This window comes from Ructibacterium gallinarum, from assembly GCF_014982785.1.
Classification (GTDB): Bacteria; Bacillota; Clostridia; order Monoglobales; family Monoglobaceae; genus Ructibacterium; species Ructibacterium gallinarum.
The window spans coordinates 36,487-60,058 of record NZ_JADCKB010000017.1; the positions used below are offsets into that span (position 1 = coordinate 36,487).

Genomic DNA, 23,572 nt, shown 5'->3' on the forward strand with positions numbered 1-23,572 from the left:
TATTTGACTATTTCTTATCCGGCCAATAAATCTATGAATCTGATGTTCGAGAAAGTAACACTACCATTATTATCGCCGCCGACACCAATAGATGTACCGTTTATCGTATCATCAAATACCCCGCTAAAATATGTAATACCATTTTTATACATATCATATCCGCTTACGCTTATCAGGTTATTATTCATCTCAATTTCCAAATAAGTAGGATATTTCTGCCACGAAATTCCGTCGGGATTAAAATTACCGTCACCACTATACCGTTTCAATACCGTTTTTATTCCGTTTAACATCTTCCCCAATTCAAGGGTTCCTTCATTATCAAATAAAAGATAATAATAGTTTTTAGAATTTTTGTACTGGAATATTATCCTTGCATCATTTACTGTGTTCGTACTTATCTCTGCAAATAACTTATAATTTTTAGGAAGCTTAACTTCGTTATTAATCAAATTATATTTATAATTCCAGCTCTTAAAGCTTATCTTATCGTCTTCGATAACATATGCTTCCGCATCAACTGCAGGATTATCACACTTCCAGCTGTCAGCCGTCATTTTGACTTGATTAATCATTTCTTTTTCAACAAAGATAGCTTTTACTTTCTTTGGTTCGGTCATATACAGTCCCTTACTCATTTTTGCGGTTCCGCGGACATCTCCGTCCCACATAAGAAATTCGTAGCCTTCGTCCGGAACTGCAAGAAGATTCACCACCGCCCCTTTGTAATATTCATCCTTGACAGGTCTTTCTTCAATAACGTAGTCGTACTGGTACGCTTTGACCTCGCCGTTTCCGCTAATCTCCAGTTCCAATGGAACCTTATCTTCAATCGCCTTAAATTCTGCTCCTACGGTTATACTCCGGTCCGCAGTCAAAATAACCATATCTTCATCATATCCCGCGAGATCGCCTGTCCATCTCACAAATTCATACCCCGGATACGCAACGGCGGTAAAAGTATACTGCCCGCCTCTCAGTATCTTTCTTACCTCCTCCGGAACCTCTTCGCCAAAATCATTTGACGATTTAGAACCCGCTAAAACAACTTTTCCCTTTTCACTATCTGTTGGCAAAAAAGTCACATCGCATAATTCACGTGAATGCATAGGCAAGTCATTAAGATAACGATAATAAATTTCACTGTCCGTCTCATCGATTATTCCGTCACAATTCACATCGCAGCCACTGTTTGTATCATTTTTGGCCTGACCAATATTGGCTTCCGTCAGCGCTTTATCAGCTTCATCAATTTTTCCGTCATTATTGATGTCCATCTGTGCATATTTCATCTGAGGTGCAACGATGTATACAGGCAAAACCTTTCCATCAAATCCAAAAAACGGATTTCCTTTCATAAATTCGGTTATTTCTTCCTGAACCCGATACTGTGCCTGTTTTCCATCGCGTACAGGCACATTCCACCGATTATCATCCGCTTTCACCCAATCCTGCGGAGTCGTTGCCGTATAAACATAACCGGCCCCGTAATCCACATGATAAAACCCATATTTCTGCATTGCTTTTAAGACTTTTTTTGCCGGCAGGCTCAATTTTCCCGCTTCATAAATTGCGTCAATATCAATAGAGGGGTCTAGCTGTAAACAAGCTCCGTAAGGAACGCAATCATATGCAGCAGCCTGATGTCTATCCATTCCGCTCTCCGATACTGCCGTGTACAAGGTTGAATCGGTCGCTGTTGCCGGATATACTCTCGCCTTCCAGAGAGAACTCAGACACACAGCCAATGCATGCTCAATTTCTGCATCAGGATCAGAAATTTCTTCAGATTTAATTAAAAACGGAAGCATTGTTACATTGGCTGCTGTGGTTGAAATTCCATAAGTGTCCTCTGACATTCCATTAATATCAAGCGGGGAAGACATCGTACTGCAAGTGACATCATATCCGGGAATAACATAATTTTCACCAAAGCCATAGCCCCCGGGTGCACCGGCAGCAACTGTAAGCCATGTAGAAACAGATTTTTCTGTTTCCGTATCCACAAAAATACAGTGCCGATCACCGGTCGTCCCTTGATAAAGATATTTAACCATATCCTCGGGAGCATTCACCATGTGCCCATATACAACATTTCTTTTGGAATCGCCGGATATTCTTGCGATTCTTGTTTTTTTCATATCCGACCTTCCCTCGACAATGGGCAAACCATTTTGCATCGCACCTGAGACTATGCCGGTGAAGCTATTCATTACAGAATTAAAGAAAAACTTATTACGGGAATTTTTGAGAGCTTCATCCGGCAGCAAATATCGTGCAGCATCCTCCGAAATAGCCTGATTTGCACAATAATCTACCGACATATAATTCCCATTATCCGGACGCTTTTTTTCATATGTGCGCGGAAAATTATCTATCAATTTACTGGAAAACCTGTTTTCTATGTCATAGGAAACATCGATTCCCAAATCTTTATAGAATTGAATTATTTCCTTTCGAGCCTGTTTAATACCATCTGTCACAGGAACATACTTGTCAGAGGTGTCACATCGATCGTATATTTCATCTACAGTGCGTGTCGCAGCTGTTAAATGCGGATATACCGGCTCAAGTTTATCACTAAACGCCTCACACTTCCCACTCAATAACAAACAGACTAAAATCGCTGTAAGACAAAATTCACCCAATCTTTTCATGAAAACACCCCTCATTTAATAAATTGCGCTATTTCCCGCTATTTAACCATTTCAGTGAAAATATCCAAGCATTTTTGCCCATTATGCTGAGTATAATATTCACTTACAAATTTATCCCATTCAGCATCAATATCAAATACCGGTTCAGTAATTGCTCTGATATAAAAATTCTTAACAAATTCACTTGTATCGGTTGATGCAAAATTAAGTTCATCACTCACGTAAGTAGAATATTTATCTACATTTACATATTTGTTTATTGAATCAAGCCATTCGGAATAAGTTTTAGCCTCCGCTTGCTGTTGTTCTTCTGTCCTTTCCCATTGTTGGCTTTTCATTCCTTTTATAGCTTCTATTACATTTTCGGCAGAAGTATTTATTTCATCGCCAAACGGAGAAACCCAACCATAGCCAAATCCGCATCCGGAATTCGATTTTGAAAACTCATTTTCAGCATCGGGAAGCTGTCTATATACCCCATTATCAAGAATTTCATAATGCTTACCTTCTATTCCGGCTGTTGCCAAAATTCTTGCTTCCTTACTATGCATCCATTCCATAAACTTGAGTGTACAATAAATTTCCTTTTCACTTGTTATACTGCTTGGAATAGTCATAATCTGATAATCAACGGTTCCGCCGTATGAGCCTTCACATTCCGGACTCGAAGGAGCGGGAACAATAGAGGTTTTATCCCCGGTAGCTCTGTACAATCTTACGTCAGGTGCACTTGCGGTATAAACCATCCCCGCTCTTCCCGCTTTAAATGTTGTTTCACTATCGGTACCGCCAATCTGCCAATCACTGTTTATCAATCCCTCCTGATGCAGTTTACGCAAATACTTTACTGCTTCTTTATGCATAGGAGACACATCGTAAGGTTTAAAAGTTCCATTTTCCTCGTAATATTTAGGAGTTGATGTCTTGTAATAGCTTCCTCCAAATGCTAAAAATGCCCAGTCAAACATCTCCATACCTTTAGCTGCAAATGCATACTTTCCATCTCCGCCGGAGGTTTCTTTAAATTTTTTCAACATATTATAAATTTCATCTGTGGTTTTAGGAACATCCTTCATTCCCGCCTTTTCCAGCCATGTTCTGTTTAGAAGCAGTCCGTGATTCTGCAAATAACTGATTGTCGATATTCCGTATATTTCTCCGTTTTCACCTTTGTAGCTTTCAAAAAGTTCATCATTGGCAATAAAATTCAATATCGGAAGTTCATCTTTATATTTTTTTAAATACGGTGCCAAATCAGTTAAGAACCCTTCTTCTCCCCATTCCTTAAACGGTTGATCCTGGGCAATATTTACCCAATTTACATGCTCTCCGGTAGTTATAATTAAGGAACTTCTCTGGAAAGCGTTTTCTGAATCGGCCGCATCAATGATTTTAAGCTTTACATTAGCTCTTTTTTGAATTTCTTCATACACTGATTGTAATTTGTCAACACCCTTAAACCACGGAATAAATGCAGATATCTCAGGCGTTTCATTCTCGTCTATCTGTACCTTTTGATCGGAACAACCGGAAAAAACACCCATCAGCATAACCGCAACAAGTCCTAATCCAATCATCCTCTTTAATAAATTTCTTCTCATTTTTTCATTCTCTCCTTTTAACAAAATTTAAATAAATTTTTATTTAACCTTTTACTGCGCCCAGCATGATACCTTTAGAAAAGTATTTCTGTACGAAGGGATATACAATCATAATGGGTATGATTGATATAATAATCGATGCCATATTCATTCCTTCGTCAAATTTTTTACTCAAACTCCCAATATCTTGCCCTGCCGCTCCCAACTCTTCGGCCTTGCCCGCATTCATCAATATTGTTCTCAGAACTGCAGGAAGTGTAAATTTTTCCGCATCAGACAAATACAGTATAGCACCAAGATATGCATTCCAATATGTTACACCTATAAACAATGCCAAAGTAGCCAAAATCGGAGAGGACAATGGAATTACTATTTTAAAAAATATTTGAAATCCATTTGCACCATCTATCAACGCAGCTTCCTCTAAGCTTTTCGGCAAAGATAAAAAATAGTTTCTTGCCAAAATAACATTGTATGTACTTACCATTCCCGGGAAAATCAAAGCCCAAATTGTATTTTTTAAATGCAAATTGGTAATCAACAAATACATCGGCACCAATCCGCCGCTTACATACATTGTAACAATTGCCAATTTATAAAGTGTTTTCACACCCGGCAAATCCGATTTTGAAAAGCAATATCCCGCAAATGCCGTAATAGCCAGCGATAAACATGTTCCAATAAACGTAACTTTTATAGATTGCCAAAATGCCGGGAAGATAACATTTTCTTTTAATATGCCGACATAATTATCAAGCGCAAATGAATATGGTATAATATGATATATATCCTTATAGTATCCTACCTCTGTAGAAAACGAAATTACTATTACATACCATAACGGATATATCGCAACAAAAACAACCGTAAGCATAATTATAACATTTAAGTAGTCAAACCAATCTTTTTTATTACTCAAAGCATTACCCCTCCTAATAAATTCCTGTTTGTGTCAATTTTTTCGTAATCTTATTGCAGCTAATCAAAAGAGTTCCGCTAATCACTGCCTTGATAATTCCCATTGCTGTTGCCATACTGAATTTTCCATTTGCAATACCAATTCGGTACAAATATGTTTCAATTATATCACCTGTTTCATACACACTGGTATTATATATCATAAACACCTGATCAAAATCTCCGCTTGCTATATATGAGATTTTTATAAGCAGTACTGTACAGATTGTGGGTAAAATAGAGGGAATCGTAACATAAAACATTTTTCTGAATCTTCCCGCTCCATCTACGGAAGCCGCCTCATATAGTGACTGGTCAACACCTGCAATAGCAGCAAGGAATATAACCGCATCCCAACCTGTTTCTTTAAAAACTGTAGAAGCAAGTAAAACCCATCGAAACGCTGATGGTGATGTTAACGGAGAAACTTCCTTTCCACCGCACATTAAGGAAAGGAAATGCGATAAAGCACCGCCTTCAACCGATAACAGCTGAATCATAATTCCTCCAAATACAACCCATGAAAAAAAATGTGGTAAATATGTAAGTGTTTGAACCGAATTTTTCAATTTGTTACTTCTTAATTCATTTAAAAACAAAGCAAATATAATTACCAACGGAAAATGTATTCCTATTTTCATTGCTCCAATTATTACCGTATTCTTAAAAGCGCGTAAGAACAGTGGATCTGTTAATATTTGTCTAAAGTATTTAAGACCTTGCCATTTACCCCCGAATAAAAACTCCATCATTCCACCCGGCTTAAAACTTTTAAAAGCAAGTGTCAAACCGTACATCGGCACATATGTAAAAATAAAATAATAGATTACAACAGGAATGAGCATAATATAAATATGTATATTGTTGCATATTAGTTTTTTAATTTCCCCGCGACCGCTTTTCAACTCTTTTTCGACATTCATCGTCTTTTTTAACATTCTATGTACACTTCCTTCATTTTAATTATTTAATTCAGTTATCCCACATATACTTCTACAGCAAATGCTGAAAGCAAGCTCCTCTCCGCTTACATACTCATTATAGTGTTTTCATATTTCAATTTCAATGTAAAAAAAATAATGTTTTGTCACAAATATTAATTTTTATTTACTATGAATAAATTACCATCTAACCAAAACCATTCATAGCATGACATCACAAATCCGCGATTCAAATATTGGGAGTATCGACTATTGTACCAATAAAAAAGCAAAATGCTCTGACACCGCATATTTTTAGCAGTATCCGAAACATTTTGCTTTTTGGGCGGTAATACAAACCGCCGATGAAATACCCTCAGGCGAGAGCATAGCTCCATATTAAATTCAAATTTTCTAAAGCTTCATTTCCTTGTCATATCTTTTTCACGGCTTGGCTCATCACCATTTTACCTTTGCGTTGTAATATGGTTTTCCGATAAACCCAACCTGCGCAAAATCCTCCGGATTATGCCGCACAATATAATCTATATACGACATCACCATCTTCGCAGTAAGTATATATCCCGCAGGGTTCATATGACCGCCTAAATAAAAGTTCCGCCGAAATTCTGCGTCATATACAGGGGCGTATTGATATAAATCAATCACATAGGTATGATCAAAAAAATCAGCCATACGATACAGCAGTTCGGCGTGTTCGCCTTTTTTCTTATTTTTCTCTTCATCCTCTGTTCTGGGCATGGTCATGAGGAAAAACATTGCTTTCGGCTGCATTGTTTTCATGCTTTGAATAATCTTGGCATAATATCCTGCAAATGTAGGTTTATTGGCAAATCTATTATCGATATTAATATCTTCCACTGTCCCGACTTCCTGATTCTTGCCAAATAGATCGTTAACGCCGAGAGCCATAATATACGCCTGGCATAGTTTATCTTCGCTCCAAAAGCCATTCATAGCGGCAAAGCTCTCATCATATTCTTTCGCTGTCATCCCGCCGCGGGAAAAGTTAAGCACATTGATCCCTGCCTCACGAGCAATATATTGTCCCCACGAATATTCAAAAAAATCATGGTACCCGGTTCCTCCGTTAGAACAATTCGATTCAAATTCACCGGAAGACAGGCTGTCACCAATACAGGCAATCGATCGAAAAACTTTCGTAAAGCCGCCATCTTCAACGATATGATCCAATGGCTTTTCGTCCGGCACAGCAATAAATCTTTTTATATCCATTTTTTACACCCCTCATTATGTTTTTAAATATTATATCTGTCCCCATATTTTTTGTCAACTCATATTTAAAAATCCCATGGGTTAATTTGATTTTATATTTTAAAGTATGTACATGACATATAATATTAACGAGTTATTTTTACTTCAATTACTTGACTTTTGTTGAGTTTTGTTGAGTTTTGTTGTACAATAACCTCGGTGTTCGAGTTGCAGGATTCAGTCTTGATAATACGAGCGAGCATTTTATTTCAAAAGGGAAAATCGTTCAATAAAAATGACATTTTAAATGCTATAGGATTTCCATTAAATTAGTTGAATATTTGTGTGAAGAAGGCCTTGGCCTATTTCTTTGTTTACAGCGGCTCAAGCTTTGATACAGGACAGGCAATAAAAAGTACAGGCGAGCCGCTCATTGAAAAGCAGCTCGCCTCAGCGCATAGAAAGATCCCGCTTTCACCCGAAAGCAGAGTAAAATTTTTGTATTTTGGAGTATATCTGTAATCACCCCAAACATTATACAACTAAGTTCTGAATTTTTTTAATATTAACATCTCTCAGCAAAACATTCTCTTTTACAGATAGTGCAGCTGCAACGCCCGCCGCCTCACCCAGCGCAATGCATATGGGCATAACGCGGAAATTGGAATGGGCAAGATGGCTCCCCGATATATTTCTGCCCGAAAGTAAAAGTCCCTCAACATTTTTCGGCAGCAGACAACCATAAGGTATCGTATAGTCCTTTTGCTGCGACCATTCATGTTGTACGCCGGTTTCATCAAGACTTGCACCGCTCAAATTATGTACATCAAAGTTAAAAAACGCCCGTCTTACTACCCAGTTATCAAAATAACGGGCATCCAAAATATCTTGCTCACCCAACGATGCCATTCCTTCAAAATGTCTTGTTTCACGTATCCCCAAGAGTGAGGCTGTGCTCATAAGCCAACAGTTTTGGTATCCGGGAACATATTCTCTTAAAAATTTTATAATCGGCTCTATTTGTGAACGGCAGGTCAATATTCCCTCTGTAATACTTTTTGCGTCCGTCCCGTCAACTTCGATTGCATTTGTCATATTACAGCATACAGTGCCGGGAGTTGGTTGTTTGTACAAAAGCACATGTCCCGCCGGAAACGGCAGCAATTCCTTTGCCAGCGCCTGAAGCTCCCCCTTTTCTGTTGGTACTTTTGTTTCAAAGCTTTCCGGAAATACGGCCGTATCATAATCAACGCCGCCAACTTTAAACATTATCGTACATGGCTGCATTTTACCATCGGTTTCTCTGCCTTTTGTATATGGCACACCAGCAAAAGCGGCAACATCGCCATCTCCCGTGGCATCAATAACACATTTTGCTTTTATAATCCCCCTGCCCGACTTATTCTGAACAATAACCCCTGTTATACGTCCGTTTTCTACGCGAGCATCAACAGCCGTTGTATAAAACATAAGCTGTACACCGGCTTCTGCCATCATTTCATCCAAGACAATTTTTTGTACATCGTGATATATAGCATTCTTTGAAGCTTCAGTGGAATTATCCCAGCCAACAGCTTGCCCCTTTTCGTATGTACGTTCAAATATCTCAAGCATTATTTTACTCGATGACCTTCCACCCCAATGAGACATTAAACCTGCGGTTGCGATTCCACCGACACAATCCTGTGACTCAATGAGCATTACATTCACACCTTGTCGTGCCGCCTGCAACGCCGCACCTATTCCGGCAGGCCCCCCTCCGGCAACAAGAACATCAACATCGGCAATTACCGGGATTTCTCTTGCCGTTTCCATTATTTTTTCCATAATAACACCTCTACTAAAAAAATTATTGATTTTTTCTAAATAAAAGTATATAATATGAAAAACAAAGAAACCTCCGTTTTTTTATTGTTTTTCTTTGAAATTTAACTATCCAGGGGAACATTTTATGAATTACGAAATATTAGACAACATAACTGATTACATTGAATTTCTCCGAGAAGCAGGCTACAGTATTGTACTGAGCTGTTTTAATCCGGTTTTAGAGGAATATCTTCCGGTTCTTCTTAAATATGAACCGCATCTGCCTGCCGTATGTTCTTATTTGAAAGCTAATGCAAATGTAAACAACAATTGTTTTAGCAATAAAGAAAAACTAAAGACCAGTACCATCCCCAAACCATATTATTCCTGTTGTTGGGCAGGTATCGAAGAATACATTATACCGATAGCCGACTTAAATAACCGTATTTGTCTCGTTCATATTTCAGGATACTGCGGCAAAATGCCCCAGTCAGAATACTTGTCAAAAAAACTTGAAATGAAACTGGGGGCACAGTTTAAGAAAGTTTATTCCCAGCTGTCATCGGATGTTCCCGATATGAAAAAGGCCATGACAGTTACAACCCCTCTTAAATATATGTTTTATGAACTATATCAGGAATGTATAGCTTCATCGGTCAGAACAGACGGCACTGCTGATATATATCCCGCAGTGCTCAGATATATAAACGACCACTATGCCGAGTCAATCAATATAGCGAACATTGCGGAGGCACTGAATTATTCTACTTCTTATATCCGCTATATTTTTTCAAAAAAGAGCACAAAAACAATTGGCAAATATATCAATTCAGTAAGACTCAATCATGCCGCAAACCTTCTGAAATTTACTGAAAGAACCATAACGGAAATTGCTTTTGAGAGCGGATTTCACAACAGCAATTATTTTTCAACTGCGTTTAAAAAATATTATGGACTTTCTCCCTGCCAGTATCGCATAAAATTTCAAAAAAATGTTTAATACCAACGCAATTTCTCTAATGAATTATTAAAACCTCCGGCAATTAGTTCAATAAAACCAATCGCCAGAGGTTTCCTTTATCCTTTTCTTCAAGCCCACTTACTTCACTGCATCTTTCAGCGCTTTTCCGGCTTTGAACGCCGGAATCTTAGATGCCGCAATTTTGATTGTTGCACCGGTCTGCGGGTTTCTTCCCTCGCGAGCCGCTCTTGCACGGGTTTCAAACATGCCGAAACCAACTAATGTAATCTTATCGCCCTTCTTGAGCGCGTCTGCAACCGCATCGGTAAATGCGTTCAACGCCGCTTCAGCGTCCTTCTTGGAAAGGCTTGCTTTTTCAGCCATAGCCGCAACCAATTCGCTCTTATTCATTCTCTGTCCCTCCCCTCCTCTTTTCTTACGGATAATCATACCATATATTTCGACAAAATGCAATACAACTCAGTTCATCATTTTCTGTGATTGTATTTATTGTTTTTTCATATATTTTACATCAGAAAATGAGTATAATTTCACACCTTTCAGCAATTTCTCCACAGATTTTCCCGTAATCTTTTCAAATATAATCTCGGCAGCTGCTGCGTTTTTTTCAAACTGTGCAACAAAATCACTGCTTGTATCATATGCCAAATACAAAACGCTATAAAGCATTTGATTTAATTTTTCTTCCGCATCGGGATCTATTTTACACTTTTGTTTTGCAACTGCCAATCTGGCACACACAATCACCCATTTCCTTGCCGGCTCTTCAGATTCTTTCAACTGAAACATTTCAAGCCAGTCATGCACCTTGATCTTTGTATCCTTTGCCGCACATTCAACTTTTTGAAGGAAATAGCGTATTTCCCCTATGGGAGAAACTGCCCTGCCTAACGGAAACAAAGCGCAAACAGCAGGCTTGGCTCCATGAATCCCGCACTTTCCATTCCGCAAAAAAGCGCACACTTCATTGTGTATTTTAGATTTCACACGAACAACAGGAAGTCTGGAATTATCTCCTATGTAAGTTTCGCAATACTTTTCTATTACCTCTTGTAGTTCCATTTTCAAAAATCCTGCAATCCGATATAAATCATGCGGATTCAGCAAAATATCATGTCTGTTCCGGCAGCACTCTCCGCATTGAACGCAGCCAAATTCAAATACATCCTCATCTGTAAGTGCATTTTCAATTAAATTTTTCATAACTTCTTTACTTCTTTTATCCATTTTAACGCCTCCATTTTTTTACTCTTCCAGCAGCATATTACAGCATTTCAGCTCATGCGAAAATTCCTGTATAATTTGCTGCAGTTCTGTTTCAGACATTCGCCCGGTTTTCTTCCCGTGATATTTGTTTATCACGGACACTACCTCATCCTTAAAGAAAAACTCATCTGTCGGTTCAAAATCAAATATCGTTTTTTCCTGATTGATCAGAAGCTCCGCATCGTCTGCCGCCGTACAATTCGAACAGCCATACCTTGCGCATTCGTCATTGCAGTTTCCGGTCGTTATTTCCATACCGGGCATTGCATCACACTGAAAAAACACCTCATACATCCGTCTGAGTGTCCATCTTACATCTGTCGCATGGCAATACTCCAGTAAATACCTGATTTTTCCTTTTTCAATATCGCTGAATTTATACTTTCTGTCTGCTTTCTCAATCATTGTATTAAACTCTGAATCGGTCATTTTGCCTCTCCTTTCCATATTACAAAAGGGACAGCGCAAAACAGCGCTATCCCTCATTCCTGTGTTTTGACAACAAAAAGTCGTCAATCCCTTTATAATTTTTGTCCCAGTTCATAATCTTTGTCTGGAGACCCATCTCGGCAATCAGGTTATGTAATTTCAGTGCGCCTGCACGGACATGTACATTCTTGTACTTGTCCATATCGTGGGTTTCATAAATATTTTGGGTTCCGTTCGCTTTCAAAAGTGAAAAGAGTTCACGAAACGGCTCAACATTCCCTGCGCCGGCAGTTGCCGCAAATGTCCGCCCCGACAAAAAATGCGCAACATCAGCTTTGAGCGCTCCTTCTGTGGCAAATACCGTTTCATCACACGGATTGCCGACAAAATGCGCCGGACTGCCGGACGATACCCCCATTCTTTCATCAACGCTTGAAAACCAGATGTACTTGGTTTCGTGACCTTTTTCATCAATAAACGGCTTATCCAATCGGATTTGAAACGCCTGTATCAGTCCTGCAATGTTCCGGAACGGAATTAGGATTCCCGAACAGCGGGAAGTAAAGTGCAAAGACCACTTTCCGTTGTTCTTCTGATAAAATCCCGGTATTCCCTCGACAACGCAGCCTTTTGACAGCAAGGTATCTGCCAGGCTGTCAAACCCAAACGCCGGCGTACTTTTATAGCCTGCACGCTGTATCATTTCTTCAGATAACCCGCGTTGTTTTAATTTTTCCAAATGCGTTCTCGTCAGCGTCAGCTGTGATAACATTATTTCATATGTCTGGCTGCGGTCAAACACCGAGGCAAGCTCCGCGCTCTCCGGCAGCGCTATCTGCCGCTCTTTTGCCGCAATCATTTTGCATTCCTGCGGCGATGTATTTCCGTAAAGAATTTCGCATATTTCCCGGTAGGCGTCAGAATTTGAAACACCATACACGCTTGCATATAAACCAATTGCGCCGCCACCCGCCTGACAATAGTTACAGCGAAATTGATTCTTCTCCAGATTGAGATTCATTTTTCCGCGTGTATCACCGCAAAGCGGACAATCCGTATATACGCTTCTGGTTCCCCTGCGCCTGATACGAAGATTCAGAATACCCGCGACATCCATAATACTAAACGGAAGATCGTAACGATATCCCGACATATTACCGCCTCCTACGCCACACACGCAACTTCGAACTGCAATCTTGGAAATCTTTTCTCCAGATACTTATCTTTGAGCCATTGATGCGCTTTTTTCTCTGATTCAAACCATTTTGCACAATCACAGCAGCATGTTGAATACACTCCACGACGAGTAAGTTTGCTGACATACCCATGTCCTGTGGTAATAACGTAATACTGCGCCGGCTTTTCCCGCACTGTTCGCGGACGCAGATATCTTTTTAAAACATCTTCCGCATGAAAACCAATCTGTATCTGCAATTGATGTGTAGTATCGCGCTTTAAACATTCATCTGCCTCTGTGAGAAATGCGTCTAAGTCTGTACTGTCGGCAATTCTTTTGGCATGCAAGGTGCATATATTGTTCGCTTTATCGTAATAATAAACCGTTCCATTCAATACGGGGTTGGGAATACACTCTTCACAAAGTTCTTCCAATGTCTTTGCTTGTTTGATTCCATTTTTAAAAAAGCGGACAAACGCAGCATCGTCTACCCATTTACCGCTTCGTTTGAAATGCTGCTGATAGGTACTCGGAATATAGCCGTTTACACGTTCCATCAATTTTTCCGGCTCAATTGCCGGATTCTCACCGCTTTTTATCAACAAAGGAAACCAGCTTCTGCATCTTCTCCAGTGTTTTCCATATGTTGGCTCCCAGCAATTGTTGCTGCCGGATAATACAAGAGGTATTATCCGGCCGTCACCTGTTTTTATAAACTCTCTGGCATATACAATTTCGTAGCTCATGCAAAACGCCTCCTATGCAATAGCCTTAGCTGCTTCCATCAACACTTTCGCAGCAGCTTTCACAAGATTGTTGGAATCCCTTGCTGCGTGAAATTCAATGCTTTTGGGCTTTCTTTCCGCAAGCTCGCCAATGGTTTTCCCGATATCATAACCGGTATCCACAACCACGGTTTTGGCGTATTCGATGCTCATCTTTTTCACAAGCTCCTCAACCGGCATATCCTTGGTAAGCTTCTCCGGCTTTGACTCAAGGTTCGGTTTGGATTCCGGCTCTGAAGCAGCTTTCGGTTTTGGTTCCACAGCGCTTTTTTCCGTTTCTGCCAAACCGTCGGCGCCGCTGGCTTTTATCGCCGGCGGCTCAATTCCTTCCGGGAAGCCGTCGCTGATTGTCTCCGCTGCCCCCGCCGTATCCGGATCAAACGCTATCTGAATTCCTGCGTCCACTTTTGCAGCGTCATTCGGCAGCGCAACATCGCAAAACTGCGTGCCAAAGCCGGCGTCCTTCAGCGCACGGCCGAGCGCAGCAGTTTCCGCTGTTTCTACGAAATTCATCCCAAACTGTTCATTGCTCTCGTCCTTGTAACGCGATGCAAATCCGTTGGCTAAAAAGTTTTCAAGCGGATCGTTAATATCCGCATAAATGCGTACCTCAAAGGTTGCATAATCCTTATTCAAGACCTTCGGGATTTTAAAAACCTTTCCGTGCGGATACATCAACCTGTACCAAAGAATCCGGTATTTTGTATCCAGATAAAAGGATACCCCCTCCTCCGTTTCTTCTTTCCTTAAATAGTCTTTCGGCTCAAAGCCTTCTACGCGGTTTAATTGCTGTACCGCCTCGCTTAAATCATATAAAATTGGTGTTTCGCTCATTTTCAATCCTTCCCTTCTTTTACTTTTTATCGCCTACATACTGTTTCACTCTCTCGGCAAGCAGGGAATTGCGCTTACTGCTGTCATTTTGGTGAATTCCTGCCATCAACGCCCGTTTTTCGCCAATCAATATTACTTTTTTCTTTGCGCGGGTAATCGCCGTATAGATCAGATTTCGCTTGAGCATATGATAATATCGCATCAGCACAGGGATAATGACGGTAGAATACTCGCTGCCCTGACTTTTATGGATTGTCAGCGCATACGCGAGCGAAATAACGCCGAGCGCATCCTCTGCATAACACTTTTCAGTTCCGTCCGAAAAACGAATAGCCGCAAACTTCTCATCATCATTCGTAAATACCGACTCAATGACTCCGATATCGCCGTTGCTGATTCCATCCATATTTTTATTTTGGATAATCTTATCATGGATGCGGAACCGTCTTCCATCGTAATACAGTTCGTTTTTTTCTCCTACATATGGATTAATAATATCCCGAATGGTATTGTTGATATGTAACACACTCGTTTCGCCCATCTCCCTGCGCGGCGCAAGAATCTGCACATGCTCCAGGCCGCTTTTTTTCACCTCGTCAAAATAGCAGCGCTTTATCATTTCCAGCGTCTCTTCCTCCGAAGCAGTGTCGATAAAGTTGAAATCATTACCGTAAAACAGGCCGGTGGTTCCGTTACGAATCTTTTCGGCATTCAAAACAATCCTGCTCACGCCGCTTTGACGAAACACGGTATCCAGCCGCACAACCGGAATACATTCGGACTGCAGCATATCCCGAAAAACATTTCCGGGGCCGATGGACGGAAGCTGATCCACATCGCCGACCAATACAACCGTTGTCTTAGAGTCCATGTTCCGAAAAAGGCGGTGCGCCAGCCTGATATCCACCATCGACATCTCATCCACAATGACAAGCCCTGATTTTATACTGCAATGCGCTTCCTTATCTTCCTCTTTAGTCAAGCCCAGCGCCGAATGCAGCGTCTTTGCCGTCAGCATTCCGGTTCCTTCCGCCATCCGTTTTGCGGCTTTGCCTGTCGGCGCCGCAAGCAATATATCATCGCTGCCTGTTAAGTCACGGTATACGTCAATTATCACCTTTAACACTGTGGTCTTACCCGTACCGGGTCCGCCCGTAATCAAAGAGAGATTGTTATGGAAGCACATCCGCACCGCCTCGCACTGCGCATCCGACAGAGTAATCTCCCGCTTCGCCTGCGCTCTGTCAAGGGCGCCCTCTACATCTCCCCATTCCGGCGGAGACAATAAACTCCTATCTGACAAAGACTTGGCCAATTCCACCTCACGCTGAAACATCATCGGATGATAAATCAAACCGTTGTTGTTCACCAATCTGCCCGCTCTAATTTCTTCTATCAAAGCATTGCGGATTTCGTCCGCTGTGACAGCGGTAATTTTAAACCCCTGATTCAGCTGTCCGAAACAGGCGTCCCGCAGTTCCTGCTGCGGAACATAGACATGCCCCTTCGCTTCAAACTCCGTCATCAGATAGTCTGCACAAGCCCGGATTCTCATTTTGTCATTCGGCTTGCATTTTACCTTGAGCGCGATTTTGTCTACCGTAAGAAACCCAAACCCCTTCACGGCGCACAGGTCATACGGTGTTTCATTCAGAATCTCCATTGACTTAACGCCGAATTTATCATAAATTTTCGACGCCTTATTTAAGGAAATGTCATACGGAGACAGAAACGAAACAATATTGCGCAGCTCCTTGTTGCGTGAAAAGGATTCTACAATCCGCTCAATCTTCTTATCCGACAAGCCGCGAATCTCACTCAGCCGTTTGGGTTCTTTTTCGATAATTTCAAGTGCCCGCAGACCGAATTTATCCGTGATTTTCCGTGCGGTAATCTCGCTGACACCCCGAATCAAGCCGGAAGATAAATACCCGACAATTCCCTCAACGGTGGGCGGCACGATTTCTGCGCACTGCTCAATTGCAAACTGTATCCCATATTTCTGCGATTTTTTCCATTTTCCTATAATGTCCAACTGAATCGCGTCGGTTGCGGGAATTTTGTATCCGAATCCGGTAAAAGTAATCTTGCTTGAAGGCCATTTGTCTTTTTTGCGCGCTTCCTCTGGTACGGATGAATCATCTGTTTGGAATAGCGCAACGCAATACCCGTTTGAAGGGTTTTCAAACAGTTTTTTCGCAAATGTACATATCAAGCTATTCACCTTCAATCTCTATCACAGTGATTGTTACCCTTGGCTGGTGCTGCTCCTTCAGATACCGAACCTCTATCCCCAGCTTTTCCGCCAGTTCAATTTCTTTCTGCATCCCGCTTGAAATTACGTTGCCGCAAACAACCATCTTTTTACATATCCGCAGTAAATCAAGCCCGAATCTTAATCCGACTGCTCTTTCTTCGGGTATATTGTCGTCAAGATATTCCGGTAAAATGCCATGCGGCGCAATCGCCCGGCAATCCATTTTCTCGGACACCGTCTTTGCATATTCTCTCGCCTTATGCATGTTATTTAGTACGCCCTCTTTCGTAGGCGCGCCCAGCGGCGAGCAAACATACACCAGTTCCTTACTCATGAAACTCTCATCTCCTTTATGCTTAATGTACGGCTCTCACTTTCCGACACATACTCGTCGTAAATTGCCTTGTGATGCACCGCCAGCTTTTCAAGATTTTCCTTTTTGATCCGCACTGCTTTACGCGGCTTATATGAGATATAATACTTCTTTCCGGCCGCGGCCAGCTCACTCTCGCAGCAGGCGCCCATCTCTTCAATAACCGGGATGGAAAGCCGTTTCATTTCATCCTCCAGCCTTTTTACCTCCTTTTCTGCTTTGCTCTTTGCCTCTCTCAGCGCAAGGTATTGCTCAAGATTGCTCTGCAAGCCTGCCGGCATACTCTTTCGGGACAGCGATGTGTCCGCGCCTTCCAAGTACATTTTCAGGCACTTTAGCGCCATGTCCGGTCGCTCTACAAACGGCGGCTCTATTTTCTTTTGCACATTTTCCTCCCAGAAGCTTCGCTCCATCTCAATAATCTCATCCTCAAACTCATTGTCGCGCTCAATATAGCGATAAGCAAAATCATTCTCGTTATTGCCCCACAGACATGCGATATATGCAAAATCCAGATTCATCACCGCCAAATAATGCCTGACCTGCAGTTCATACTGATACGGATATTTTTCATCAGCCCATGCGTCCCGGTTCTGCCAGTTTGTTGTCTTGCATTCGAGCACGCCCTTTTTCCCATCCTTTGTCTCCACAAAACGGTCAACGTCTGCGCGCATAAACGGATAGAGCGGATGGCAGAACATTTTCTTAACCTCGTACACTTTGAGACCGGTTCTCTTGGCAAAGACTTCTGCAACAAGTTCCTCCAAAACATGACCCATCTTTTTTTGCAGCCAGGTCGTATCCTCTTCCTCCCGATAGGGTTTAATTTTCAGCTTGTCATAATACAGTTCCCGACAGGTTCGGAAATGGGATACCCCGTAGATAATGGATACATCACTGCCTCCAATCCCGCCGCGTCTGTACTCCAGCCATTCTTCCTCCGTCAGCTTGTCTGTCTCGACAACAACCTCCGGCTTATATGTTCCCCGCGGCATTTTGATACCCCCTTTACCATTTCAGCTCACCGGGAATATCGTAGTCCTGCCAACGTACATGAAGCGCCCGCGCTACCGTCTCCTCCATCTGCGTTATTTTAATCCCGCTTTCACCGCTGCACTGCATCAGAAAAATCACCTCGGCAATTCCGTAATAGATATCATGAGCATTGCAAAAGCCTGCGCCATGCATTGCTTTAAACTTTTCCAGCACTTCCATGGCGAGCTTTTTCGGGATGCCTATTTTCTTCATTACGCCCATCATGGCGTTTGCCGGGTTTTTGATGGTTATGCTAACCAAATTCTTTAGATTGTCAATCGCCAAATCGTATTGAGAATACAGCATTGCAAGTTTATTCTCAAAATCCTTCATTGAGGCTCCGTGCTTGTGCTCCAGCTTCAACGGGCTGCCAAGCGGGATGTTTTTCCCGTCCGCAAGCAGCGTCGGATATAGATTTGCTCCGCTGACGCCCGTATCCGAGCTTGTAAGCCTTACCGACGCCGTCAGTTCCCGGCAGGATACGCCATGCATATCCAGCAGATCTTTGTATGTTTCCAGCAGTTCAGAATTTCCATTCAGCGTCCAGAGCGCTGTCACCATGGAATGCTCAAAAAAGCCGCCGGCATACTGTACGTCCGAGAAATTGGCAGTTAAGTAATCCGAAGTTTTCGCAAACAACTCATACATATCCAAAACAGAATACTCGCTTTTATCTCCGCCGTGGATGGCCGAAACCTTATCGTCCGACACCTTCAGAAGCGCCTGCCCATCCGCTACCTTCAGGCAGTAATTTAAGATTTTTGCGAATACCTGTCTGTCTACTTTGGACAGCGCATTGCCGGAAATTCTCGCGCGCTCAAGGATTGTCTTGATTGCACAGTTTCTCACAGGAATACAGCTGGCCTCTGTACGAAGCACAAGCTGCGTTCCGTCCAAGGTATCCGTAATGACTTCCTCCTTGTCCAGTTCCCGGTATGCGTCCACCAGTTCATCGGTTTGCTCCGAATCCCGCAACAGCGCTTCAAAACGAAGCCGATTGGATTTTTCCTTACGCCATTCGGTTTTCTCTGTTCGGCATTTTAAGAAGCTTAAAAAATCGTTCTCTCCCGCAAAGGCTTTGGTAAAGCCGTCTGCATAAACCCTTGTTTCATTCATTTGTGTTTCCACCTTTCTTGTATAAATTTTATTTCTAAAAGCCAAAGGCTTTTTAGACAAAAAAATAAGCGGAAACAAAGAAACCTCAAGGATTCATCATTTCCGCTTTGTTTTGCAGCCGCAATCAATAAAAAAAGAGCCGATAGTTCTACATCCAAATGGACATAGCAATACTACCAGCTCTTACTTACAATCACGACATTCGTATGCTGAGACTTTAAAACAGTCCCGGAGAAGTCCTCCACGCACATAAATCATTAATATGTGTATTATATCACAATATATTGTGTTTTGTCAAGATTCTTCGTCTATATATTGTTTCGCTCCGTTCTTATACAGTCTATAAGGTCTTTTCTCATTTAAGTCCATCGAAAGCACAGAATCAGGTTCGGAAATAGTATCCCTATTCTTAACCGCACGTCGCACCCTCTCCATCATTTCTAATGTATTCATAGAAAATATGCAATTCTTTTCTGTTATTTCGGCATCTATCTTACTCATAACAAATACTCCTTTTAAGGCATCATTTCCTGCCTTCCAGTGCCAGTCCTATCAGTTTGTCTGTGTAATCAGCCATAAACAAAGGGATATTGAGTACATCACCGTCTATTTTTAAATTATCCAGCGAAAACCGAATTCGAAGTTTCACTTCATCGCCAAATATTTCCTGATACTTTTTTAAGCTCCTGCTTTGGGTATTCAATTCCGATTTTACCTCAATCGGAAAAATATCGTTTTCGCGCTGTATGATAAAATCTACCTCATACGGCGGATTGGACTGCGACCAATAACGCGGTTCTATTTCAAACTGCGTTGTAAGTGCTTGCAAAACATAATTTTCCGATAATGCGCCTTTAAATTCTGTAAACAGGCGATTGCCTTCACCAAACGCTGTCGGCGACAGCTGCGACAATCGTCTTAGTATCCCCACATCGACCAAATATATCTTAAACGCAGATATATCATCATATGCAGCTATTGGAAGCCTTGGCGCTTTATTTCTGAACACCTTATGCACAAGTCTTGCATCAGCCAGCCACTGCAATGCATTTTCATATTCCCTTGCCCTCGCGCCTTCTTTTACAACTTTATATATAAACTTTTTATTTTCTTTTGCGAGCTGCGACGGAATCGACTTCCAAATCATAGATATTTTAGGAAATTCCGTAACATCAGGATGTTTTCCAAAATCCCGCTCATACGCTCCAATGATATCGGATAACGCATTCTGCATTGCTTCTACATCTCTTGCTTCCGTCCACATCAGCACAGATTCAGGCATGCCGCCCGTAATGTAATACATTTTCAATTTCTCGCACAAAGGGTTATAAAAAGCTGCGGGTATAGGCGTAATATCCTCCACCGATTTTAAAAAGTTCATCAGATTTTCGTCTCCGTTTGCAAGAAGGAACTCCGAAAAGCTCATCGGATTTATTTGCATAAAATTCACTTTGCCAACCGGAAATGACGATGGTTTTGCCAACGCTATTCCAAGCAGGGAACCGGCACAGGCAATGTGATACTCCGGAGCGTTCTCATAAAAGTATTTCATGGAATTGATCACATTGGGACAATCCTGCACCTCATCAAAAACAATAAAAGTCTTTTCCGGCAGAATTTTTTGTCCGCTTGCCATACTCAAATTTTGTATTAAGCGCGCCACATCTTTTGTTGTTTCAAAAAATTCTTTATACTCTTCATGTTCATCAAAATTAAAATACGCCGTATTCTCATAATACCTTTTTCCAAATTCCTTTAATATCCATGTCTTTCCTACTTGTCTTACACCTTTTAATATCAAGGGCTTTCTATAAGGCGAATTCTTCCATTCTATCAATTTTTCAAAAATAAATCTTTCCATATCTTTTCACCTCCTCACACTTTTATATATTATTTTGTGTTTATCATCACATAATTATTATATCACACTCCTTGATTTTTATCAAGAAAAAGTTCCGGAAAATATCCGGAACTTTTCTTGCCTCACTCTTCAACCATACATGTTCTGCAAACAAGGCCATAAGAAGTGTATCCCTCTTGTTCATTGCCTTTCGACATAACAAGCTCGTAATCCGTTATTCCGAAAAAGCTATCCGGCAACTCTTCGGGCTGAAATCCAAGCTCTTTGCCCTCCCAAAGCCGTTCTGACAGCCAGTTGTCTACTCTATCCTGATTCGTAGTTACAAGCAGGCTGCTGATTACATCCTCGCCATCCATAATGCCAAGATAATTTTGTACATAACAAACATTTACCTTCATACCTGCCCTCACTCTCCTCTCTCCACCAATTCGGCGTCGCTCGGTTCCCAGCCTGTCAAATTTCCTTTGTCATTAATCTCTGAAGCCGACATAGCATTTACGATATCATACGCCTCTTCGCAGTTTGCTGCCTTTACCATAACGCTTCCGGTTCTCGTAACGGTTACATCATACCAATTCTGCACCGTTCCATCAATATTCTTTTGCATATAAACTTCATACCTCCCTTCTATTCCAACATTTCCAGAAACTCTTCCGGCGTCAATTCCGGTATGCCATATTTTCTGGCTTTCTCCAGTTTTACCCTTCCCGGCTTATCTGCAACTACAAGATAATCTGTCTTTTTGGTAACGCTTGTCTGAGGATTTCCTCCTGCTTCCCGAATCATTGCTTCCACTTCCATACGGTCAAAACGTGGAAAAATACCGGTTACAACAATATTTAAGCCTGCAAGCTCACCTTTGATTTTCCTTACTTTGCAGCGAAATGGCGGCACAACGCACGTCATATGAGGATAGATTGATATGTTATTAACCGCCACAATCCTATCACCGCGCCATGCTCCAACTTCCTTTTTTTCTGTTTCAGTCAAAGCCAGCCCAATTGTCTCCGTCTCAGCAGTTGCCGACAGCAGTAAAGAAGAAGGGTCGAAACAGGAACCGTCATCGCCCTCGGGAATATTATCTTTATCGTAATAAATATTCTTCTCTAAATTAACCAAATAGCGAAACCTCGGCGCGCTGTTCAATATACAACGCTCATCAAAATTCCGCAGCGCGTGTTCGAAAAGTGTTTCATCCTCCTCCGGGCATATTCCCCCGGGCGTCATTTCTTCAAATGCAAATACCACGATATCATTCGCCCACTCTGTTCCTAAAAAATACGCGACTGTATTGCAGGCAGCGGAATCACAGCAGGAGCTTGCAGGCAGTTCCCCAAACTCCAGATATTCTTTCTTACTCATATTGACACATAAACATCTGCCCATAAAAACCTCCACTTCTTCCTCATATGCTATTAAATACTACCTCATTGGTATAGTCTTCGTTATGCTTATCCGCCCAAATTAACACACGAAGCGGTCCAATATTCGATTTTTCAAAAAGTACTCTGGGGCGCGTATGTTCAATCGGTTCATCATCTGGCACAAATTCAACGTCAATGCCCGGAAAGTCCGGATCAGGCGCTGCTGTTGCAATAAGATATCCGCCTTCTGTTTTAATCTTTAGGCTTTTCATTTACACCTCATCCCCTTCTTTCAATTTCTCTTTTCTTCTTTCTGCGCAATACTTCACCTTCAAATCTTTAAGACTGTAAGCAATGACAGAAATACTATCCGAATAAGGCGAATAATAGCCATCAGAACCAACATATCTATATATCCCTATTTTGCCGTACTTTGTTATAAACTCTGTTACTATTACGCTCTGTCCCTCCGGCAGCACCGCCTTATACACTCTGACGCCAAGCTGCGGAATATCCAACCAGACGCCCCAGCTTTGATAATCCTCTATAAACCGCTGGCGTTTTTCCATGTTAGAAAGACTGATTACATCTTCCTTTGTCAAATACTTTACATTTTCTTTCATTTGCCTTTCCTCCGTTTTCATAGAATTTTGTCGTTTTTATGTCTGCTCCGCTGTTTTCACATTCAACTTTACTCACTCCTCTCAGTTAAATTCATATATAAAAGCAGTTTCCTGCTTGTAAACAAAAAGCAGAAACAACACAGCCGTAAGGCTGAATCATCTCTGCAAATAAGTGCGAATTTCGCAATCAATAAAAAAAGAACCAATAACTCCTACACCCAAACGGGCATAGCAATCCTATTGGCTCTTGCTTACAATCACGACATTCGGTATGCTAAGGCTTTGTAGGCCTC

At 41.5% G+C, this 23,572-nt stretch carries 24 protein-coding genes; 1 reads left to right on the forward strand and 23 read right to left on the reverse strand.

The window, feature by feature from the left end; translation table 11 throughout:
* Nucleotides 1-14 precede the first annotated feature (14 nt).
* The 6 genes from INF28_RS08625 to INF28_RS08650 form a co-directional block, all read right to left on the reverse strand.
* Nucleotides 15-2,657 carry an InlB B-repeat-containing protein gene (locus INF28_RS08625; RefSeq protein WP_226393065.1) on the reverse strand — a complete coding sequence of 881 codons (2,643 nt, stop codon included), beginning with the start codon at nt 2,655-2,657 and terminating at the stop codon, nt 15-17.
* A gap of 38 nt (nt 2,658-2,695) precedes the next feature.
* Nucleotides 2,696-4,258 carry an extracellular solute-binding protein gene (locus tag INF28_RS08630; protein ID WP_226393066.1) on the reverse strand — a complete coding sequence of 521 codons (1,563 nt, stop codon included), beginning with the start codon at nt 4,256-4,258 and terminating at the stop codon, nt 2,696-2,698.
* A gap of 43 nt (nt 4,259-4,301) precedes the next feature.
* Nucleotides 4,302-5,177, reverse strand: a complete 876-nt coding sequence (locus tag INF28_RS08635) for a carbohydrate ABC transporter permease (RefSeq protein ID WP_226393067.1) — start codon at nt 5,175-5,177, stop codon at nt 4,302-4,304.
* Nucleotides 5,178-5,190: 13 nt separating this feature from the next.
* Nucleotides 5,191-6,153: an ABC transporter permease gene (locus tag INF28_RS08640; protein WP_226393068.1), complete on the reverse strand. Its 963-nt coding sequence runs from the start codon at nt 6,151-6,153 to the stop codon at nt 5,191-5,193.
* Nucleotides 6,154-6,594: 441 nt separating this feature from the next.
* Nucleotides 6,595-7,392: an SGNH/GDSL hydrolase family protein gene (locus tag INF28_RS08645; RefSeq protein WP_226393069.1), complete on the reverse strand. Its 798-nt coding sequence runs from the start codon at nt 7,390-7,392 to the stop codon at nt 6,595-6,597.
* Nucleotides 7,393-7,905: 513 nt separating this feature from the next.
* A complete protein-coding gene (locus tag INF28_RS08650) occupies nt 7,906-9,198 on the reverse strand; it encodes an FAD-dependent oxidoreductase (RefSeq protein ID WP_226393070.1) in 1,293 nt (430 codons plus the stop codon).
* Nucleotides 9,199-9,322: 124 nt separating this feature from the next.
* On the opposite strand from INF28_RS08650, the gene INF28_RS08655 reads away from it, so the two are divergent.
* Nucleotides 9,323-10,177 carry a helix-turn-helix transcriptional regulator gene (locus INF28_RS08655; RefSeq protein WP_226393071.1) on the forward strand — a complete coding sequence of 285 codons (855 nt, stop codon included), beginning with the start codon at nt 9,323-9,325 and terminating at the stop codon, nt 10,175-10,177.
* Between the two features lie 99 nt (nt 10,178-10,276).
* On the opposite strand, the gene INF28_RS08660 is transcribed toward INF28_RS08655, so the two are convergent.
* From INF28_RS08660 to INF28_RS08740, 17 genes are all read right to left on the reverse strand, one after another.
* The gene (locus INF28_RS08660; protein WP_226393072.1) at nt 10,277-10,549 is read right to left on the reverse strand and encodes an HU family DNA-binding protein; all 273 of its coding nucleotides are present in this window, start codon (nt 10,547-10,549) and stop codon (nt 10,277-10,279) included.
* A 96-nt stretch (nt 10,550-10,645) separates the two neighbouring features.
* Nucleotides 10,646-11,386: a YkgJ family cysteine cluster protein gene (locus INF28_RS08665; protein ID WP_226393073.1), complete on the reverse strand. Its 741-nt coding sequence runs from the start codon at nt 11,384-11,386 to the stop codon at nt 10,646-10,648.
* 18 nt (nt 11,387-11,404) lie between these two features.
* The gene (locus INF28_RS08670; protein WP_226393074.1) at nt 11,405-11,854 is read right to left on the reverse strand and encodes a hypothetical protein; all 450 of its coding nucleotides are present in this window, start codon (nt 11,852-11,854) and stop codon (nt 11,405-11,407) included.
* 46 nt (nt 11,855-11,900) lie between these two features.
* Entirely contained in the window at nt 11,901-13,007 is a 1,107-nt protein-coding gene (locus INF28_RS08675; RefSeq protein WP_226393075.1) for a DUF3854 domain-containing protein, read from the reverse strand.
* 11 nt (nt 13,008-13,018) lie between these two features.
* Nucleotides 13,019-13,777 (reverse strand): hypothetical protein, encoded by a 759-nt coding sequence (locus INF28_RS08680; protein ID WP_226393076.1) that lies wholly within the window; start codon nt 13,775-13,777, stop codon nt 13,019-13,021.
* A 12-nt stretch (nt 13,778-13,789) separates the two neighbouring features.
* Nucleotides 13,790-14,650 (reverse strand): hypothetical protein, encoded by an 861-nt coding sequence (locus tag INF28_RS08685; RefSeq protein ID WP_226393077.1) that lies wholly within the window; start codon nt 14,648-14,650, stop codon nt 13,790-13,792.
* Nucleotides 14,651-14,669: 19 nt separating this feature from the next.
* Nucleotides 14,670-16,865, reverse strand: a complete 2,196-nt coding sequence (gene recD2 / locus INF28_RS08690) for an SF1B family DNA helicase RecD2 (protein WP_226393078.1) — start codon at nt 16,863-16,865, stop codon at nt 14,670-14,672.
* Nucleotide 16,866: 1 nt separating this feature from the next.
* On the reverse strand, nt 16,867-17,241 hold the full coding sequence (locus INF28_RS08695; protein ID WP_226393079.1) for a DUF4406 domain-containing protein: 375 nt from the start codon (nt 17,239-17,241) through the stop codon (nt 16,867-16,869).
* A complete protein-coding gene (locus tag INF28_RS08700) occupies nt 17,238-18,275 on the reverse strand; it encodes a YqaJ viral recombinase family nuclease (protein ID WP_226393080.1) in 1,038 nt (345 codons plus the stop codon). The genes INF28_RS08695 and INF28_RS08700 overlap by 4 nt, the downstream gene beginning before the upstream one ends.
* 13 nt (nt 18,276-18,288) lie before the next feature.
* Nucleotides 18,289-19,431 carry a transposase gene (locus tag INF28_RS08705; protein WP_226393081.1) on the reverse strand — a complete coding sequence of 381 codons (1,143 nt, stop codon included), beginning with the start codon at nt 19,429-19,431 and terminating at the stop codon, nt 18,289-18,291.
* 294 nt (nt 19,432-19,725) lie between these two features.
* Nucleotides 19,726-19,932, reverse strand: coding sequence for a hypothetical protein (locus INF28_RS08710; RefSeq protein ID WP_226393082.1), 207 nt, complete (start codon nt 19,930-19,932; stop codon nt 19,726-19,728).
* Nucleotides 19,933-19,954: 22 nt separating this feature from the next.
* Nucleotides 19,955-21,292 (reverse strand): ATP-binding protein, encoded by a 1,338-nt coding sequence (locus tag INF28_RS08715; protein WP_226393083.1) that lies wholly within the window; start codon nt 21,290-21,292, stop codon nt 19,955-19,957.
* A gap of 122 nt (nt 21,293-21,414) precedes the next feature.
* Nucleotides 21,415-21,690, reverse strand: coding sequence for a hypothetical protein (locus tag INF28_RS08720; protein WP_226393084.1), 276 nt, complete (start codon nt 21,688-21,690; stop codon nt 21,415-21,417).
* Between the two features lie 8 nt (nt 21,691-21,698).
* The gene (locus tag INF28_RS08725; RefSeq protein WP_226393085.1) at nt 21,699-21,899 is read right to left on the reverse strand and encodes a hypothetical protein; all 201 of its coding nucleotides are present in this window, start codon (nt 21,897-21,899) and stop codon (nt 21,699-21,701) included.
* A gap of 20 nt (nt 21,900-21,919) precedes the next feature.
* Complete coding sequence (locus INF28_RS08730) at nt 21,920-22,678, reverse strand: BRCT domain-containing protein (RefSeq protein ID WP_226393086.1); 759 nt, start codon at nt 22,676-22,678, stop codon at nt 21,920-21,922.
* 19 nt (nt 22,679-22,697) lie between these two features.
* Nucleotides 22,698-22,928: a hypothetical protein gene (locus tag INF28_RS08735; protein ID WP_226393087.1), complete on the reverse strand. Its 231-nt coding sequence runs from the start codon at nt 22,926-22,928 to the stop codon at nt 22,698-22,700.
* The gene (locus INF28_RS08740) at nt 22,929-23,279 is read right to left on the reverse strand and encodes a hypothetical protein (RefSeq protein WP_226393088.1); all 351 of its coding nucleotides are present in this window, start codon (nt 23,277-23,279) and stop codon (nt 22,929-22,931) included.
* Between the last annotated feature and the right edge of the window lie 293 nt (nt 23,280-23,572).

What these genes read in the sequence shown, in the direction of transcription:
- INF28_RS08740 (WP_226393088.1), bottom strand. Translation starts at nt 23,279, where the DNA reads ATGAAAGAAAATGTAAAGTATTTGACAAAGGAAGATGTAATCAGTCTT.
- INF28_RS08715 (WP_226393083.1), bottom strand. Translation starts at nt 21,292, where the DNA reads ATGGAAAGATTTATTTTTGAAAAATTGATAGAATGGAAGAATTCGCCT.
- INF28_RS08730 (WP_226393086.1), bottom strand. Translation starts at nt 22,678, where the DNA reads ATGGGCAGATGTTTATGTGTCAATATGAGTAAGAAAGAATATCTGGAG.
- INF28_RS08645 (WP_226393069.1), bottom strand. Translation starts at nt 7,392, where the DNA reads ATGGATATAAAAAGATTTATTGCTGTGCCGGACGAAAAGCCATTGGAT.
- INF28_RS08680 (WP_226393076.1), bottom strand. Translation starts at nt 13,777, where the DNA reads ATGAGCTACGAAATTGTATATGCCAGAGAGTTTATAAAAACAGGTGAC.
- INF28_RS08630 (WP_226393066.1), bottom strand. Translation starts at nt 4,258, where the DNA reads ATGAGAAGAAATTTATTAAAGAGGATGATTGGATTAGGACTTGTTGCG.
- INF28_RS08665 (WP_226393073.1), bottom strand. Translation starts at nt 11,386, where the DNA reads ATGGATAAAAGAAGTAAAGAAGTTATGAAAAATTTAATTGAAAATGCA.
- INF28_RS08685 (WP_226393077.1), bottom strand. Translation starts at nt 14,650, where the DNA reads ATGAGCGAAACACCAATTTTATATGATTTAAGCGAGGCGGTACAGCAA.
- INF28_RS08675 (WP_226393075.1), bottom strand. Translation starts at nt 13,007, where the DNA reads ATGTCGGGATATCGTTACGATCTTCCGTTTAGTATTATGGATGTCGCG.
- INF28_RS08720 (WP_226393084.1), bottom strand. Translation starts at nt 21,690, where the DNA reads ATGAAGGTAAATGTTTGTTATGTACAAAATTATCTTGGCATTATGGAT.
- INF28_RS08735 (WP_226393087.1), bottom strand. Translation starts at nt 22,928, where the DNA reads ATGAAAAGCCTAAAGATTAAAACAGAAGGCGGATATCTTATTGCAACA.
- INF28_RS08655 (WP_226393071.1), top strand. Translation starts at nt 9,323, where the DNA reads ATGAATTACGAAATATTAGACAACATAACTGATTACATTGAATTTCTC.
- INF28_RS08650 (WP_226393070.1), bottom strand. Translation starts at nt 9,198, where the DNA reads ATGGAAAAAATAATGGAAACGGCAAGAGAAATCCCGGTAATTGCCGAT.
- INF28_RS08640 (WP_226393068.1), bottom strand. Translation starts at nt 6,153, where the DNA reads ATGTTAAAAAAGACGATGAATGTCGAAAAAGAGTTGAAAAGCGGTCGC.
- INF28_RS08625 (WP_226393065.1), bottom strand. Translation starts at nt 2,657, where the DNA reads ATGAAAAGATTGGGTGAATTTTGTCTTACAGCGATTTTAGTCTGTTTG.
- INF28_RS08670 (WP_226393074.1), bottom strand. Translation starts at nt 11,854, where the DNA reads ATGACCGATTCAGAGTTTAATACAATGATTGAGAAAGCAGACAGAAAG.
- INF28_RS08695 (WP_226393079.1), bottom strand. Translation starts at nt 17,241, where the DNA reads ATGAGTAAGGAACTGGTGTATGTTTGCTCGCCGCTGGGCGCGCCTACG.
- INF28_RS08725 (WP_226393085.1), bottom strand. Translation starts at nt 21,899, where the DNA reads ATGCAAAAGAATATTGATGGAACGGTGCAGAATTGGTATGATGTAACC.
- INF28_RS08710 (WP_226393082.1), bottom strand. Translation starts at nt 19,932, where the DNA reads ATGAGTAAGATAGATGCCGAAATAACAGAAAAGAATTGCATATTTTCT.
- INF28_RS08705 (WP_226393081.1), bottom strand. Translation starts at nt 19,431, where the DNA reads ATGAATGAAACAAGGGTTTATGCAGACGGCTTTACCAAAGCCTTTGCG.
- INF28_RS08660 (WP_226393072.1), bottom strand. Translation starts at nt 10,549, where the DNA reads ATGAATAAGAGCGAATTGGTTGCGGCTATGGCTGAAAAAGCAAGCCTT.
- INF28_RS08700 (WP_226393080.1), bottom strand. Translation starts at nt 18,275, where the DNA reads ATGCCGCGGGGAACATATAAGCCGGAGGTTGTTGTCGAGACAGACAAG.